15 protein-coding genes are annotated in these 16,773 nt (G+C 54.8%); 7 read left to right on the top strand and 8 right to left on the bottom strand.

The window, feature by feature from the left end:
• The 3 genes from DSM25558_RS22980 to DSM25558_RS22970 all read left to right on the top strand — a co-directional run.
• Positions 1–244: transposase (locus DSM25558_RS22980; RefSeq protein WP_143240222.1), on the top strand; the 244-nt coding region annotated here is incomplete at its 5' end.
• A 4-nt stretch (positions 245–248) separates the two neighbouring features.
• The gene (locus tag DSM25558_RS22975) at positions 249–872 is read left to right on the top strand and encodes a GDSL-type esterase/lipase family protein (protein WP_077106994.1); all 624 of its coding nucleotides are present in this window, start codon (positions 249–251) and stop codon (positions 870–872) included.
• 703 nt (positions 873–1,575) lie between these two features.
• Positions 1,576–2,358: an HpcH/HpaI aldolase family protein gene (locus tag DSM25558_RS22970; RefSeq protein WP_045232286.1), complete on the top strand. Its 783-nt coding sequence runs from the start codon at positions 1,576–1,578 to the stop codon at positions 2,356–2,358.
• A 588-nt stretch (positions 2,359–2,946) separates the two neighbouring features.
• On the opposite strand, the gene DSM25558_RS22965 is transcribed toward DSM25558_RS22970, so the two are convergent.
• The 3 genes from DSM25558_RS22965 to DSM25558_RS22955 form a co-directional block, all read right to left on the bottom strand.
• Positions 2,947–5,076 (bottom strand): methyl-accepting chemotaxis protein, encoded by a 2,130-nt coding sequence (locus DSM25558_RS22965; RefSeq protein WP_077106993.1) that lies wholly within the window; start codon positions 5,074–5,076, stop codon positions 2,947–2,949.
• Positions 5,077–5,109: 33 nt separating this feature from the next.
• The gene (locus DSM25558_RS22960; protein WP_077106992.1) at positions 5,110–6,042 is read right to left on the bottom strand and encodes a substrate-binding domain-containing protein; all 933 of its coding nucleotides are present in this window, start codon (positions 6,040–6,042) and stop codon (positions 5,110–5,112) included.
• A gap of 433 nt (positions 6,043–6,475) precedes the next feature.
• Positions 6,476–7,489 (bottom strand): LacI family DNA-binding transcriptional regulator, encoded by a 1,014-nt coding sequence (locus tag DSM25558_RS22955; RefSeq protein ID WP_077106991.1) that lies wholly within the window; start codon positions 7,487–7,489, stop codon positions 6,476–6,478.
• Between the two features lie 122 nt (positions 7,490–7,611).
• Between DSM25558_RS22955 and iolG the strand changes: the two genes are divergently transcribed.
• From iolG to DSM25558_RS22935, 4 genes are read left to right on the top strand one after another with little or no spacing between them, the layout of a single operon-like run.
• On the top strand, positions 7,612–8,619 hold the full coding sequence (gene iolG, locus DSM25558_RS22950) for an inositol 2-dehydrogenase (protein ID WP_077106990.1): 1,008 nt from the start codon (positions 7,612–7,614) through the stop codon (positions 8,617–8,619).
• A 27-nt stretch (positions 8,620–8,646) separates the two neighbouring features.
• A complete protein-coding gene (gene iolE / locus DSM25558_RS22945; protein ID WP_077106998.1) occupies positions 8,647–9,588 on the top strand; it encodes a myo-inosose-2 dehydratase in 942 nt (313 codons plus the stop codon).
• Positions 9,581–10,753: a Gfo/Idh/MocA family protein gene (locus tag DSM25558_RS22940; protein WP_077106989.1), complete on the top strand. Its 1,173-nt coding sequence runs from the start codon at positions 9,581–9,583 to the stop codon at positions 10,751–10,753. The genes iolE (DSM25558_RS22945) and DSM25558_RS22940 overlap by 8 nt, the downstream gene beginning before the upstream one ends.
• 38 nt (positions 10,754–10,791) lie before the next feature.
• Complete coding sequence (locus DSM25558_RS22935; protein WP_077106988.1) at positions 10,792–11,838, top strand: Gfo/Idh/MocA family protein; 1,047 nt, start codon at positions 10,792–10,794, stop codon at positions 11,836–11,838.
• A 29-nt stretch (positions 11,839–11,867) separates the two neighbouring features.
• Here DSM25558_RS22935 and DSM25558_RS22930 read toward each other — a convergent pair whose 3' ends face one another.
• The 5 genes from DSM25558_RS22930 to iolD are packed head-to-tail and all read right to left on the bottom strand — an operon-like array spanning position 11,868 to position 16,772.
• A complete protein-coding gene (locus DSM25558_RS22930; RefSeq protein WP_143239428.1) occupies positions 11,868–12,698 on the bottom strand; it encodes a MurR/RpiR family transcriptional regulator in 831 nt (276 codons plus the stop codon).
• 29 nt (positions 12,699–12,727) lie between these two features.
• Complete coding sequence (locus DSM25558_RS22925; RefSeq protein ID WP_077106986.1) at positions 12,728–13,117, bottom strand: tautomerase family protein; 390 nt, start codon at positions 13,115–13,117, stop codon at positions 12,728–12,730.
• Between the two features lie 53 nt (positions 13,118–13,170).
• On the bottom strand, positions 13,171–13,980 hold the full coding sequence (gene iolB, locus DSM25558_RS22920; protein ID WP_077106985.1) for a 5-deoxy-glucuronate isomerase: 810 nt from the start codon (positions 13,978–13,980) through the stop codon (positions 13,171–13,173).
• A 9-nt stretch (positions 13,981–13,989) separates the two neighbouring features.
• Positions 13,990–14,907, bottom strand: coding sequence for a myo-inosose-2 dehydratase (gene iolE, locus DSM25558_RS22915; protein ID WP_077106984.1), 918 nt, complete (start codon positions 14,905–14,907; stop codon positions 13,990–13,992).
• Between the two features lie 29 nt (positions 14,908–14,936).
• Positions 14,937–16,772: a 3D-(3,5/4)-trihydroxycyclohexane-1,2-dione acylhydrolase (decyclizing) gene (gene iolD / locus DSM25558_RS22910; RefSeq protein ID WP_077106983.1), complete on the bottom strand. Its 1,836-nt coding sequence runs from the start codon at positions 16,770–16,772 to the stop codon at positions 14,937–14,939.
• Position 16,773 lies beyond the last annotated feature (1 nt).

Here is a 16,773-nt window from a genome sequence, read left to right as displayed (position 1 = left end):
CTATGACGCCGACTGGTTTCGCGCTGCCTTAGCCGAGCGCAAGATCGACGCCTGCATCCCTTCAAGGTCCAACCGGAAAGTGCCCGTCCCGCACGATCCTGTTCTCTACAGGAAACGCCACAAAATCGAGAACATGTTCGGCAAGCTAAAGGACTGGAGGCGCATCCACACACGTTACGATCGCTGCGCACATACCTTCTTCTCAAGCATTTGCATCGCCGCCGCTGTTATCTTCTGGCTCTGATTTTATGAGTCCTGAGCCTAGTATTGGCACCAGTCGCCACGAAAACGATATCATTGCCATTCTTGCCCGCCTTCAGCGCATCGGTCTTCCAGACAACCCGATCGCCTTATATGGCTCCTCCTCATTTCGGATCTGGAGCTCAGTCGCCGAGGATCTTGGCTCGCTGGATATCGTCAATCTCGGATTTGGCGGCGGCACGTACCTTTCTGCCAGCCACTACCTGCACCAAGTCCTTGTTCCACTGAAGCCAGCCAAAGTGCTGCTTTATTTCGGTGAGAACGATATTGCCAGCGACGGCCTCAAGGCTGAAACAACCCTTCGGCACCTGCAGGATTTGCGTGATCGCATCTCTCAAGCGTTACCACGCGCGGATGTGGTTGTTCTGGCGATCAAGCAAAGTCCAGCGCGCTGGATTTACCGCCATGAATTCGACCTCTTTAACCAAGAGGCGCGCGACTGGTGTAACAGTTGCGAACACACGATGTGGCTTGACCCGAACGCCGGCCTCATCGGAGAAAACGGACTGCCCATGTTCCGTTATTATTTGCCAGATCTGGTTCATCTAAATGGAGCAGGATATGCGGTTTGGTCGGAAGCGCTCAGAAAAACCTGGGGTTTGCTGAACTGAGGCAAGCGGCAAACCTATTGTAGGCTCTTGAAAGAATATGATCCCGTAGCCCTCTGGTGAGCGATGAACTTGTAATGGAATATGCCCATAATTTCTTCAGGTTAGAGAAAGAAATCGAACCGATTTTTCGATCATTTTGATATTTGTGGGTGAGAGTTGCACGGGTGCCTTGCGTGCATCATAGTTTGTTACTTTCACCTTGAGAGGAATCGAACCGGCGACCCGGCCAAGGTCGCTTCGCTCAACCAAAAACTATCTCACAAAAACAGTAATTTGAAACAACGTCAGCGACTGGTCTAAGTCACGGAGGCGAACGTGCGGTTTGGGGCCGCATTGACGGATATTGGACTGCGCCAGACGACCGCATGATCGGCTACTTCGACCAACCGTCGCTTGTTGTCTGACTAACCTTCGATCCCCAAAGGTGCTGTTCGCTAAATGGGGCAAGACGCTGCTTCCACGGCCAGTTATGGGCCAGCAAAACGCCTGAAGGATGGGTTCAAGCTTGAAGTGCTACCTGCGTTGAATACCGCGCAAAACTACCGCAGTTTTTCGTTTCTAACAAATCCGTCGTGTCGAGAAACAGGCTACCGAGATTGCGTAGTAAGGTGTCCGCTTTCTCGAAGTCAGCAAATGAGAAGATTTACGATTTACGTGCGTCGGCGTATGTAGGGTGCCATAGACTGCAAGTGAGTGTTTTAGGATGATTGGTAACCGTTTTAAAGAAGGACTTAGCAGGAGTGATCCGCAACTAGGCCTGTGGGTAAGCCTGTGCAACGCAGCCTCGGCGGAAATCGCGGCCGGTTCCGGGGCAGACTGGCTTCTAGTTGATATGGAGCACGCGCCGAACGAGATCTCGACTGTTGCGGATCAGTTACGAGCAGTTGGTGAAGCCGCCTCTGTCATAGTTCGCCCACCGACCTCAGAACCGGTAATTACAAAGCGTTTGTTAGATATCGGCGTTAAAACGTTGATGTTTCCTATGATAGATACCGCAGCGCAGGCCCGTGCAGCGGTAAGTTGGACTCGATATCCTCCGGAAGGGAAAAGGGGCATATCGAGTGTGGTCCGAGCCTCAAATTATGGTCGAGACACGGGCTATGTCGGGCGTACATCTACCGAAATATGCGTGATAGTGCAGGCTGAGACGCCGCTGGCCTTGGAAAACATTGAGGAGATTGCTGCGGTTGAGGGAATTGACGCGATCTTCATCGGACCCGGCGATTTGGCTGCATCAATGGGCTATCTCGGTCAGACTAATGCAGAGCCCGTCCAGCGCGCGATCGGCGAAGCGATAACGCGCATAAACAACGCAGGCAAAGGTTCTGGCGTGCTCGCCTACGGCCACGCGGCGACGACTAGAGCCATTGGCCAGGGGGCGGGTTTTGTCGCTGTAGGCGCGGACACATGGATACTCGCGCGCGAAACAAGTGCTCTGGTGGAGAGCTGCCGGTCGGGTTTTCCGGCCCGAAAGCCTAAGCCTTGACGTAGGGTATTTGCGGTGGAGGAGAACATGCCACGAAACTGTTAGTCTGCACATAGGAAGTACTGCTGGTCTTTTAGCCGTCCGTCACCTTTCGAATATTTGGATGGGACTTGCTCGATACTAACAGATGTGGAATCTGTTCCTTACATAAAATGATATGAAAGCATCACAGAAACGCGATGCCCCGCGCGATAGCTTCAAATGGCAATCTCTATATTTTTAGGCCACTAGATTAAACTGCGTAAACAGCAAGTGAGACGATGGCGGCAGCATATTTTTTCAGAAATTAGTTGGCTTATGATAGGGTAACGAAGGCCTGCAAGCGCAGTTGCCTATGTTTGCCTGAACAGTTTGTGGCATTTCGCCACGCCAAATTCCGCGTTGATTATGTCGCGATCGGCACTCATTCCAGCGCGTCGAAGCAGGCTCGATGGGACGCCTGCCGGTGAAGGATTGGTCCGATTTTCACTGCCAGCTATCCAATCAGAACAAAACAGAAAGATCTCGAGAGGTGTGGCTGTGGTAGAAGTGAATTTATTCTAAGAAGATAAACAGCCACTGTCGATCAGTGGCTGTTTGTGCAAAACATCACGCAGCGAACTTATGCCGTTGATTACCTTTGCTCGTCCGGAAACGGCGCATCATTTCGGATAGACTTTCCGTTTCCTGAGTCAAGTTTTGTGCCGCGGCTGTCGTCTCTTCCACCATCGCGGCGTTCTGTTGGGTTACCTTGTCCATTTGATCGGCGGCACCGGTGACCTCTTTCAGGCTCATTGCCTGCTCGCGGGCTGAGTCAGCGATTTCGGTGATTGTCGAACTCATCTTCACAACTTGGTCAACAATGTCGCTCAATGAAGAGCCAGTGGCGCTGACCAGATCAACACCTGTCTGTACCTGCGCACTTGACGTAGAGATCAATGTTTTGATCTCCTTGGCTGCGTTTGCGGAGCGTTGCGCCAGTTCGCGCACTTCCTGCGCGACAACCGCAAAGCCCTTGCCCGCCTCACCCGCACGCGCGGCCTCGACACCGGCGTTCAAAGCCAGAAGGTTGGTCTGGAAGGCGATTTCATCGATGACACCGATGATGTTGCCGATCTTCGTGGAAGAGTCCTGGATAGCGGTCATCGCCTGCACGGCACGTGCCACGATCTCGCCTCCCCTGGTGGCGTTGTCACGGGCAGCAGCGACTGTTTGTTGCGCAAGTCCAGCCCCCTCTGCTGTTACGTGGACGCGGTGCGATACGTCACCCAGAGCAGCGACAGTTTCTTCCAAAGACGCAGCCTGCTGTTCTGTACGACGAGCCAGATCGTTGGAGGCAGACGAGATTTCTTCAAGACCGGAACGGATCGTGCTGACGGCTGTCGCTACCGTACCGATGGTTTCTTCCAACGAGGCAACCGACGTATTGAAGTGGTCGCGTATTTGCTCGTACCGCTCGTCAACGGTTCCGATACGCACTGTAAGATCGCCGCGCGAGAGGGCATCGAGACCAAGCGATATCTGTTCGAACGCGTGTGCCATTCGCACAGCCTCTTCTGCCTTGTCACGCTCTTGCGCCAAGCGCTCGTTTTCAGCAGCAAGCCGCGTTCTTTCAGCCGCCAGCTCGGCTGCGACCTTGCCGCGCCCCGTTTCCTGGAACACGAGCAACGAACGCGCCATGGCGCCAAGCTCATGCCGATATTCGGTTCCTTGGATCGACACATTGTCATTCCCGTGGGCGAGTTGCTCCATGGTGACGGCCATCCGGCTTACGGCGGCGGATATAAGACGGCCGATAACATACGCTAGTACAAGGCCGATAACGATGAGAATTGCCGATATTATGAAGGTCTTGGACGCAGTGTCACTTGCGGTCGCCTTCGCTGTTTCACCCAAACTGTTCTGATTGCCCGTCACCTTGGCAAGCAGGGCATCGAATGACGATGCAATCTTCGGACCCAGAACGTCTATCTGTGTCGATCGTATCTCGTTGCTCTGAAGCCAAGCATCGCGAACTTCATCAAGGCGATTGGTGTAGTTGCGCATCAAACGTCGTGCGGCATCAGCACGCCCTGCCTGAGACTTATCGGAGCTGGACGCCACCACGGCATCCGCGCCCTTGAGCGCGTCATTCAGGGTAGTCTGGGCCGAGCCATATGCCGAGAGATCACCGGAGTGAACAAAGCGTTCGGAATAATACAGGCTCTGGTTCATAAGGTTGATGACCTCGCCGGTTTTATAAAGCGCGTTCGTGTCGTTCTTGCGCCACGCCGAACGCTGGATATCTTTCAGCGCGATGATGGTCCACGGGCCGAATTCGGTGACCTTGCCAAGAAGAACTTCTTTTTTCTTCTGGAGATCGACCAGCTTTCCGAAGGCAGTGTTGTAATCTGCAACATCGCGACGCACTACATTCAAACCAGACTGAAGGTCAGCGTCAGACGCCATGCGCGGATCGTCTATCGCAAACGCTTTCACGGCGTCCTGAAGCTGTGATGCGATTGAGTCGGACGGATTAGAGCGATAAGCCTCTGCCGCGAGACGGATACGTTGCAGCTGTACGTTATAGTCAAAAATGGCCAGGCTCTGCGCTGCTGTGTAGCGGAAGCTGGAGAACACGTTCGACAAGCGTCCCAGTCCATCATTTCCCACGAAGGTGAGAGCGCTCATAAGCAAGATGAGCGGAAGAAAGCCGAGGGTGATTTGCGTCCTGATTCCTGATTTTTTCCAGAAAGTCATCTTAGTCCCTTCCAATATCTTTGTTTGCGCGGATCACTGGCTTTTAACCAAGTAGGATTTCAGATTGACCGGAGTAACCAGCTCGAAAGGCACCTTAATAAAAGCAGGTACGGTTCCGCCATCCATAAGCTTAATGGCCGCCTCGACGCCCTTGGAACCCTGTTGAGGGGCATTTTGAAGGACACTGACATCGAGGTCGCCCGCAGCCATCGCGTCAAGCGCATCCGACGTCGCATCGATGCCGCTCACCACAACCTTATCCATTTGCATGTTGTTTCGCTTCATGGCCCGGATCGCACCAAGAGCCATTTCATCGTTATTTGCGATAACGGCATCGAACTTCACGCCAGCGGTCAGCCATTCTTGCATCAGATTGTCAGCCTGGTCACGTGACCAGTTCGCCGATTGCCTCTCTAGTATGGAAATTCCCTTGCATGCATCGGTGGACAAAACGCTATCGATGTCCTTAGTGCGTGTGCGTGCCGCAGGATGGAAATACTCTCCGATCAAAACGACAGCTTTGCCTTTGCCTCCTAGAAGGCGACAAACCTCCTGGGTTTCCATCGTTCCGCTTTCAACTTCATCTGAGGCGACCACGGTTTGATGAGCGGGAAGCTCGGCGGAATTGACTGGAACGTTGTTGACATAGACAACGGGTATGCTGGCGGTGGTGCCAATCTGCGAAATCTTTGCTCCAAGGTCGCCGTCCGAAAGGATGACGATCATTGCATCGACGCGGTCGGCCGCCAGCTTATTGATCTGCTCCATTTGACGCGAAGGATCGCCACCAGCGTCTTCGACATGCAATTTCATGTCTGGAATCTTATCGGCGGCATTCTTGATGCCACCTAGCAGGCTGTGAAGAAAAGCGTCATTCGCGTTTGCGATCGACACTCCGAGTGTCTTTGCCTGAACACAGCTCGTCCCCAACAATAGGATTGATGTAACAACTACAGATAATCGCATTTATGTAAGCCCCCTTTATTCAAGGGTAATTTAGGCTATGCATGGTTAATTTCCCCTTATAATTTCACGAGGATAATCATTACCAGGAACAATAAATTGAATATATAATGATGTTTCGGAATAATAATGCCGATATTTTATTTTGGAGAATTCTTATTCCGCCGAAGTGCCCAATAATAGATTTTGGTGACAAGTAATGAAGTCCTAATCTGCTCGGACGGCAAGCACGGTCTACTGTCCAGCAACATCTATAGGGATTTGGAGAATTGTGACGCACATTGATAAACGACGAAAACCGCACTTTAGCGATTTACTGTTTGCTCTCATTTAGAAAAATCGGCCGAGCAGACCGTCATTTTGGCGAGGTAGAAGAGAGGTCTTAGCGGTGTTGACCTGCACCTAAGTCAAGGTTTTTACCCTTAAACGAATGCCTCTAGCTGTTCTCAATCATATGTATCTGTATGGGAGTGATAAGGGACAGAAGGCACTTTTCCGATCTTCCAAAATAAGCGGCGAGCGCTTCTACCGCAGTCCGCACCTCAGTCTCTGGATCCTGATCGATGATTGCGTCAATCATTCCATTTCGCATCAAATGACGACGGTCTTTCGTGAGCTCATGGGTGATGAAAATCACGTCTTTGTTCTTGCCAAGCTTCGTCATGGCGTTGACCACCGTTTGAGCGCCCGCAGACGCATTATAGATGCCTCGTATAGCTGGATTTTTTCTCAACGCGTTGAAAACGAGGTCACCTGCCACATCTCCGCGCTCCATGCTTTCGAGCACCTCGGTCACCTTGCACTGGGGATAGCGCTCACGCAGAACGGTCCGGAACCCCATCTCGCGCTCCTCATGGCCTATCATGCTGATCAGACCCGCGATGACGACAATTTCCCCGCCGTCCCTGCCGAGCAAACGTCCCATTAAATCGCCCGCGACACGGCCCGCTTTCCTGTTGTCTGGTCCGACATAGGCATATCTTTCAGCATCGCGAAGATCGGTTACCATGGTGACGACGGGCTTTCCACCTTGACCAAATGCCCTCAACGCCGCCGCGACTGCCGCATTTTGCGGACTGATTATGGCAAGTGCATCGCAGCGTGAAGATAGGGAATTTATCAACTGTGCCGTCACAGCAGGACGGAGGGGGTTGATGTGATGCACTTGGAACTGAAGATTATAGAAAGCGAAATTCCGGTTTGCTGCCTCAAAATGATCTTGAACCAAGGCATGAAAAGGGTTTGATCTCGGCTGGAGCAGAACCGCGATGCGAAGGGTGCGTGCTGCCCGCTGGTTCAGCGCCCTGTCGATCTTGAGCTTGCGCGCATGCTCGAGCACACGGCGTTCTCTGTCCTCGCTCACGCCGCCACGATTGTTAAGAACACGGTCGACGGTCGACAGCGACACGCCTGCTGCAGATGCTAGATCCTGAGCAGTAGGCTTGCTCATCGTTCATCTCCATTTGAAGATATCTCTTCAAAAATTGACGTTTTCCATCAGTAACACCAGGCTAGTCTGCCCACAACCCGGATGAAGCCATAACAACACCGGGAAGGAATGGGAGGCTATCAATGATCAATCTCGCTGTCTTCGGCGCGGGTCGTATCGGGCATGTGCACGCGATAAATGCGAGCGGCCTGGGCTCGGTGCAGATCAAATATCTTGTCGACCCGATTGCTGGTGAGCATCAGGCACTTCTTGCGGCTCGGCTCGGTGCAGAAAGCGTTTCGGCAGACACGGTGTTCTCAGACTCTTCAATCGACGGTGTCATCATCGCCAGTTCGACCGATACACATGCCGAACTGCTACTGAAAGCGGCTAAATCCGGCAAGGCCATCTTTTGCGAAAAGCCTGTCAGCCTGAATTTTGCGACAGTGGAGGCGGTCACCAATGCTGTAGAGGTATCCGGCGTGGCCTGCTTTCTTGCTTTCCAGCGCCGCTATGACCCCGACTTTCGCTTTGTGCGTGATCGCGTCGTGAGTGGCGACGCAGGTACTCTCGAACATATCGTCATGCACACCCGCGATCCATCGCCACCAGCTGTAGCGTATATCAGCCATTCCGGCGGCATGTTCCGTGATCAGGCGATCCACGATTTCGACATGGCACGTTATCTTCTCGGCGAGGAGATCGTCACCGTTTATGCGGTCGGCAATTGCCTGATCGACAAGGAGATCGGCGATGCCGGAGATATCGATACGGCCATGGTGACGCTGACATCTGCATCTGGCCGGTTTGTGCAGATGATAAACTGCCGCCGCGCACCCTTCGGCTACGATCAGCGGCTAGAGGTGCTTTGCTCGAAAGAGGTGCTGTATGTGGAGAACCGCCCGCAGCGTGGCGTCACGATTGCAGACGTCAGCGGCTTTCGCGCCTCGCCACCGATGAATTATTTCATCGAACGTTTTGCGGCTGCCTACCGCGATGAGATGGTGGCCTTCGTTGATATGATCGAGACGGGGCGCGAACCTCTTGCCGGCATTCGAGACGGACTTGAAGCGCAGAGGATTGCAGAGGCGGCGATTGTTTCCATGCAGACCGAAATGCCCATTCACATCGGACCAGACTGGCGACCTTAGTTGCAGCGTTTTCCGCAGGAGATTATCATGAACGAAAAACTATCACACCTGCCGAAAGGCGTTCGTCTTGCGGTAAGCCCGCTTTCCTGGGCCAACGACGTGCTGGAAGATTTGGGTGCCGACATATCACTTGAAACCTGCCTGGATGATGCAACAAGTGTCGGTTATCAGGGCGTCGAACTCGGGCGCAAGCTGCCCCGCGACTCCAAGATATTGGCACCGCTTCTGAGTGACCGCGGACTGGCTTTGGCCTCCGGCTGGCACTCTGGAAGCCTGGCGGAACACGGTGTCGATGCAGAGATGGCAGCCGTGGCAGATCACGCCAAGTTGCTGCGCGACATGGGCTCGACAGTCATGGTCTATGGCGAAGTGGCCATGATGACGCCCGGTGCTCCTCTGGATGCACAGATGTCCGCGCGACGTTTGATGCCGAAGGAAGAAGTTGCTGCCTATGGAGCGCGGCTGACAGATTTCGGTATGCGACTGAGGGGGGAATATGGTCTGGCGCTGGCCTATCACCATCACCTGATGATGGTGGCCGAAACATTTGACGAGATTTCCTCCCTGTTTGACAAATCGGGCGCGTCCGTCGGACTTCTTCTCGACACTGGCCACGCCACTGCCGCAGGGTTCGACTACACCCGTCTGATTGAACGGTTTGACGACCGCATCGCTCATATTCACCTGAAAGATGTGCGTGGGCCAGTGATGGCCGAAGTCCGCAGCGGAGATCTGAGTTTTAATGCCGGCGTGCGGAAAGGCATGTTCACTGTGCCGGGCGACGGAATCATCGATTTTGCCCCGCTGGCCACCTTCGTTCGGCAAAGCGGCTATCGTGGATGGCTGGTCGTCGAAGCGGAACAGGATCCGGCACTTACCCCGCCACTCCCCGCCGTCACCGCTGCCTTCAACCACGTCCTTGACACTTTTGCCAATACCCCCGTTCATCAGGATGAAAATCATGAATAAGAAAACCCTCAATATTGGCCTGATCGGATCCGGCTTCATGGGTCAGGCGCACTCGGATGCCTATCGCCGTGCAGGTATGCTGTATCGCGATCTGCCTGCCGTTCCTCGCCTCTGCCTTCTGGCGGATGCGACGGAAGAGCTGGCCGCTGATGCCGCCGCTCGATTCGGCTTCGAGAGAAGCACGGGAGACTGGCGCAAGCTGGTCGAAGACCCGGAAATCGACGTTGTCGACATCACCTCGCCAAATTCCATGCACCATGAAATGGCAATGGCAGCAATCGCCGCCGGCAAACACGTCTATTGCGAAAAGCCCCTTTCGGTAACGCTGGAGGAGGCTGAAGAAATGGCCGCCGCCGCCAGAAGCAAGGGCGTTAAGACCATGGTGGCCTTCAACAACATCAAGACGCCTGCCGCTATGCTGGCCAAGCAGTTGATCAACAAGGGTGACATCGGCACGCCGATGCGCTTCCGTGGTTGGTTCGACCAGGGCTTCTTCTCCGATCCTGAGCTGCCGTTTTCCTGGCGTTGCACACGCAAGGACGCAGGCTCCGGCGCTCTTGGCGATCTCGGCAGCCATGTGATCTCCGTCGCACAATATTTGATGGGCGATTTTGAAAGCGTCATCGCTCAAACGCAGACGTTTTTCCCAACACGGCCCGTTCCACAGGGCGGATCGGGTTATGGTGCAAAGGCTGGCAGCGAAGCTCCGCGTGCGGTGGTCGAAAACGAGGACCAAATACAGACGCTTGTTCGCTTCGCAAACGGCGCTGGCGGAACAATCGAAGCATCACGCGTTGCCGCCGGAAAGGTCTTCGGCATTTACTGGGAGGTGTCTGGCACGGAAGGCACCATCCTGATGGACGGAGAGCGTTTCAACGAACTGAAAATCTCGCGCTTCAACGATCCCAAGCCGGACCGTGGCTTCAAGACGATCTATGCCGGAAGCCAGGTCTCGCAGTTCTCCGCTTTCTTCGGCTTCGATTTCGCGGGTGGTGGCCTTGGTTACTTCGACGTCAAGGTGATTGAGGTGCGAGATCTGATCGAAGGCATCGTCAACGACGAAGACTGCTTTCCAAATTTCGAATTCGGCCTTGCCAACGAGCGCATCATCGATGCCATGGAACTGTCTCTGGAAACAAAGACATGGCAGACGATCGCCCGTTAAGCGACGGGCATTCGCCCATCATGGAAGGATAAAAACTGATGTCGTTTCCCCAAACCCTGCCCGCCGCGCGAATCCGCCCCGTCATGGAAGCTCCGCCCCTGCGGTGGGGCATACTGGGTTCAGGCTGGATTGCTGACAAGTTCGTGGAATCCGTCAAGGCGCACACACGGCAGGACATCGCTGCCGTGGGGTCTAGATCCCGCGCATCGGCACACGCCTTTGCTGCACGTTGGAATATTTCGGGCGTCTACGATAGCTATGAAGCGCTTGTAACAGCAGACGACATCGACATCATCTATGTCGCATCGCCGCACAACATGCATTGCGATCACGCATTGCTCGCCATCGAGGCGGGCAAACATGTGCTTGTCGAAAAGCCGATGGCACTCAACCTCGCGCAAGCGCAGTCCATGGTGACGGCTGCCCGCCGCAAGGGCGTCTTTCTCGCGGAAGCGCTCTGGACCTATTTTTTGCCGAAATTCGATGTGCTCCAGCAGGTTCTGGATGCGGGCAGTATAGGTGAAGTACGGTCTGTCTACACAGAATATGGCGAATATCTGCCACGCGATCACCGAATTTTCGACGCCAGTCTTGCCGGTGGCCCGTTGCTCGATCTAGGCACTTATCCGGTTTCCCTCCTGGCAAAACTTCTTGGCGTGCCGGATAAGGTTGTCGGTCTCGGTGAAACTGATCCTGCTGGCGTGAATGGCCAGCTATCTGTCGTTCTCGCCAACGCCAGCGGAGCGCTTGGCACCATGTCGACAACGCTCTACGGTTTCACCTCCACAAATGCCGCCATCGTAGGAACGAAGGGGTCGATCCGTTTCGAGACGGAATTCCACCTGCCCGGTGCGTTTGAGGTCTGGTCACTGGATGGGTTAGTCCGGCTTCGCTACGAAGAACCGAGAGGCGCGCATTTCGAGGGACTGTTCTATGAGGCGGCGGACGTAGCCTTGGCGATTTTCGAAGGACGATTGGAAAGCACATGTCGGCCGCTACAGGAGACGCTTGCCACGATGGAGACGCTTGATTCCATCCGCACTGCGATCAATATTTCATTTGCGCAAGCAGGGCTAGTCGAATGAATGTGGGCATGCTGTCAATTAGGCGGCATTCATGCGTGCCTCTGCTTCAACCGTTTTACCAATACCTCGGTGAGTGCGATCGCCAGTGTCGGCATTAGGAAATTCGTATCATCCGGCCTACCAAGCTTGAAGCTGATCGATGCGACATCCGTATATGGGCTGAGACTGGAATCCACGATGGCGATGATCGGAACGCCCTTTGCCGCCAGAGGTAAGGCATGAAACACACGTTCGGCATCAGCGGATCGTGAGATGAAGATTACGGCATCGTCATTCGTTGCTAGCGCGAGAACGTCATCTCCGCCAGTGAGGTCCATCGATAACGTGCATCGAATACCTTTTCGCGTCAGTGCTTGCTGAAGCGCAACCGTCATCGGAAAGGTCGAACGTGATCCCTGAATAAACACGCAGCGGGCCCGTGACAGGATTTCGACAGCGCCGTCGATCTCTATCGTTGTAACCATGTTGGTCAGCCCAGACAGAGCGTTGCAGCAGGCGTTAATTGTCTGACTGAGCGGGTGACTTGGCGATGACCTCTCGGGAGATTTCCAGCCTGTCGCGTCGTCGTTTAAGGAGAGTTTTGCCCGAATGTTTCTTCGGAATATTTCCTGCAGCGCGGTAAAGCCGTCATAGCCGAGAAGCTGCGCGAACCGCATCACGGTTGAAGGAGTCACTTGCGCAGCTTCGGCTATAGAACCGACTGAGCCGAGGGCAGTTTCGTCCGGATTATCGATCAGATAGCGTGCCACCTGGGACAGGCGTTTGGGAAACGACGTGTGTTTCGCCTTGATCAGTGCGCGCAGGCTGTCGAAATCGACTGGAGGATCTGGCTGTTGGTGGACCATTTTATCGGCAGGCACCGTTCATTCGCTCGCGTTGCGCCTCACGTTCAAAGCTCACCCGTAACGAATTGGGCAACCCCTCCCCCAAAAGACCAATCATCGTCCGTATTTTCCACGAACGACACCATGATATCAGACGCTGCGATTGAACACTCCGACTCCAAACCCGCCGCAAGGTTTCGATAAAAAGCCAACTTCTCGCTTTGCTTCCTGGGGCGCGAGACGACCTCGATGAGCACAAATTTATCCGTTCGCTCGAAACCGAGACCCGTGTCCAGAGCATGCATGTGTGAAGACTTATGTTCATAGACGATCTGATATCGATCACGCTCTGGAACATTGAAAGCAGCCACCATGACCTCGTGTATCGTGTCGAGCAACGATCTCAGCTCGGCTTTTGAACGACCTTTCCTCAAATTAACTTTGATCAGCGGCATAGATAGTCTCCCATTTGAGCCAGGACAGCCATATTGTCACCCTGGTCTTCCATTTAGCGAGCATCGCGGTCCATGATCCACTGGACGACTGGATCGGCCACGAAACGCCATTTTCGCAAGGGACCTGCCATGACGTTGAGGTAATAAAGCTCGAACCCATGCGGTGCACCGCACGGGTGATGACCGCGCGGAACCAGCACCACATCGTGGTTCTTCACTGCGATCGTCTCGTTGAGCGAGGCATCATCCGTGTAGACCCGTTGCAAGGCAAAACCCTGCTCGGGATTGATGCGATGATAATAGGTTTCCTCCAAATAGGTGATCCGGGGGAAATCGTCCTCGTCGTGACGGTGGCTTGGATAGGAAGACCAATTGCCCGCGGGTGTGAACACCTCCGTGACCAACAGGCTGTCGCAATAATCCTCGTTCTCCATAGCGATATTATTGATGAACCGCTGATTGGAACCGATACCTCGCGGAGTCAGCGTAATACCGTCCGGGCCGATACGTCTTGCCTCATGCCCGCTGATACCTGGAGCGAGGCAGACACCGATGGTGCAATCGGTCGTCGCAGTTGCTTCCCACTGCTCACCATTGGGCACATAGAGGCAATGTGGCGGAGTTTTCTCGAAGACGTTCATCCGCTCGCCGAGTTCGCCCCAGTCCTTGCCAGCGGCATTGAATCGGGCTTTTCCCTCTACCATGACGATGATGACCTCCGAGTTCCCTGTCGGCTCGCCAATATTCTCGCCTTCACGCAAGCGATAAAGGCTGAAGCCGACATAACGCCAGCCAGCGGATTGCGGCGTGATCTCGTGAACCTTGCCGTGCGTGCCGAAGGGACTGCGCTTGAGAATGCTCATGACGACTTCCTATGCGGTTGTTTTAACGGTTGCTGTGTCAAGCCCGGCATCGCGCGCGCCAGACTTTAGCGCTTTCAGACCCATGTTTTGATAGTAGAACGGTTCGCGCACGGCACTGTCCTGCTCGGCCTCGATCACCAGCCAACCGGAATAGCGATGCTCGGCCGCAGTCTTGAGTACCGGCGCAAAATCCACGCAGCCTTCCGGGTCGCCAGGGACGGTGAATACGCCCAGGCGCACACCGTCGAGGAAGGACAAATTCTCCGCGCGAACACGTTTCATGATTTCTGGACGAATATTCTTGGCATGGATATGCGTCACGCGGTCCATGTATTTCGCAGCGACGCTTTCAGGGTTTGCGCCGCCAAATGTGCAGTGGCCCGTGTCCAGCAGAAGGCGGGTGTAAGGCCCGGCCATACGCATGAAACGGTCGATATCGTCAGCACTTTCGATAATCGTTCCCATGTGGTGGTGGTAGCCCATCTTGACGCCCTGATCGAAAGCGAACTTCGAGAGCACCTCGTAGCCTTCCGAAAAGCGCGTCCACTGTTCCTCGGTCATGATCGGCCGGTCGTTGACAGGCGTGCCCTCGCTTCCGTGAACGGTGTTGGAGCATTCGCAGGCATTGATATGATCGCCGCCAGCAGCCTTCGTCATGTCGATGAACGTCTGCAACGCGGCCTTCTCGGTCTCGATTTCATTGACGAGAAGGTTGGTGGAATGCCAACCGCCGACAAAACGCAGGCCGAATTCGCCAAGCTTGGCCTTCAACGCCGTGCCTTCGCTTGGCATCTTGTGGCCCTTCTCGATGCCATCGAAGCCGATCTTGCGGCAATCCGACAGGCAATCCTCGAGTGATAGATGCGCGCCGATCGTCTGATCGTCATCATTGGACCAGGCAATGGGGTTTGTTCCGTAGAGTATCATGGTCAATCCTTTCGGGCAGTCGAAGGGTATCAGTTGATGCGCTGTCGAGCGGCATTCGCCTCGTAGTGCTTTCGCGCCAGTTTAAGCTTTTCGGTATCACCGACTTCCGGCACGGCCACGTCCCACCAGGCACCACCGATCCCGGCTCCTGTTTCCGCCTCTGTATCGATGACGATCACCGATGGGATGGAGCGGTCCCGTGCCAGGACGATCTCGGCTTCAAGCTGGCGGATATCGCTCGCCTTGATCGCATAGGCACCCATCGAAGCCGCATGTGCCACAAAATCGATGTCCGGCTGGGTTTCGATGTTGCTGTCCTTGTACATGTTGTTGAACTCTGCACCGCCGCATTCCTGTTGAAGGCGGTTGATGCAGCCATAACCACGGTTGTCCGTGAGCACGATCGTGAAAGGAACGTGCATCATCACGGCTGTCGCGATTTCCGAGTTCGCCATCATGTAGGATCCATCGCCAACGAAGCACACCACCTCTTTTTCAGGTGCTGCGAGCTTGATGCCAAACGCGCCTGCGACCTCGTAGCCCATGCAGGAGTAGCCATATTCCATATGATAGCCGCCTGCGGCTGAGCGCCAGAGAACCTGCAAAGCACCGGGCATCGTTCCCGCCGCACACATGGCGACCGTCTGCGGTCCGGCAACTCTTTGCACGGCCCCTATTACTTGAGCGTCAGATGGCAGAAAATTGGGTGCCAGCGTAACAGGCGCGGCAGTGACGGTGTCGGATGCCTTGAACCAAGCCTCCCTTGATGCAAAGTCCGGGTCGGCAAAACGGTGCGAACCAAGTCCGGCGGAAATCCGCGACAATGCGACCTTGGCATCACAAACCAGCGGAATAGCGCCATGCTTGGCGGCGTCATAGCCGGTGAGATTGACCGAGACGAGCTTGCGGGTCGGATTGCCGAAGATGGCCCAACTACCGGTAGTAAAATCCTGAAAGCGGGTGCCGACACCGAGTATGAGATCGGCCTTTGCAGCAATCTGGTTACCGCAATCCGTACCGGTGACGCCCGGTGAGCCGAAGTTCAGCGTTTCCTGCCAGTCTATAGCGCCTTTGCCTGCCTGCGTTTCCACCACGGGAATATTATGCTTTTTCGCAAATGCGAGCAGATCGCCCTCAGCGCTAGAATAAAGCACGCCGCCACCTGCAACAATCACAGGATTGGTGGACGCCTCGAGTGCCGCGACGACATCATCTAACTCACGCGGGTCGGGTTCCGGCCGGCGAATACGCCATACCTTAGGCTCGAAGAACGATTGCGGATAATCATAGGCTTCAGCCTGTACATCTTGGCAAAAAGCGAGCGTCACCGGGCCGCAATTGGTCGGGTCCGTCATCACCTGCATGGCCCGAGGCAGCGCGGTCAGAAGATGTTCCGCGCGCGTAATGCGATCGAAGTAGCGGCTGACGGGTTTGAAGCAGTCCGTCACGCTCATGGTACCGTCGTCGAAATCCTCGATCTGCTGAAGAACCGGGTCCGGCCTGCGATTGGCGAAAACGTCTCCGGGAATGAAGAGAACCGGCAAGCGATTGACATGGGCAAGAGCTGCGGCGGTCAATAGGTTGGTTGAGCCGGGTCCGATGGACGACGTTACTGCCATCGCCTTCTGGCGTCGTTTTGTCTTGGCATAGGCGATTGCCGCGTGCGCCATCGTCTGTTCGTTTTGTCCGCGCCAGGTCGGCAGCGCGTCACCAATGCCGTGCAGCGCTTCTCCGATGCCGGCAACGTTGCCATGGCCGAAAATGGCCCATACACCCTCGATGAAACGCTCTCCATCTTCGGTCATCTGCACGGAAAGCCAGCGGAACATGGCTTGCGCGGCGGTGAGGCGAATGGTCTCCGTCATA

Origin of the sequence: Agrobacterium sp. DSM 25558, from assembly GCF_900100825.1 — a bacterium.
In the GTDB taxonomy this organism is placed as follows: domain Bacteria; phylum Pseudomonadota; class Alphaproteobacteria; order Rhizobiales; family Rhizobiaceae; genus Agrobacterium.
This window is presented reverse-complemented; position numbering and strand designations above follow the sequence as displayed.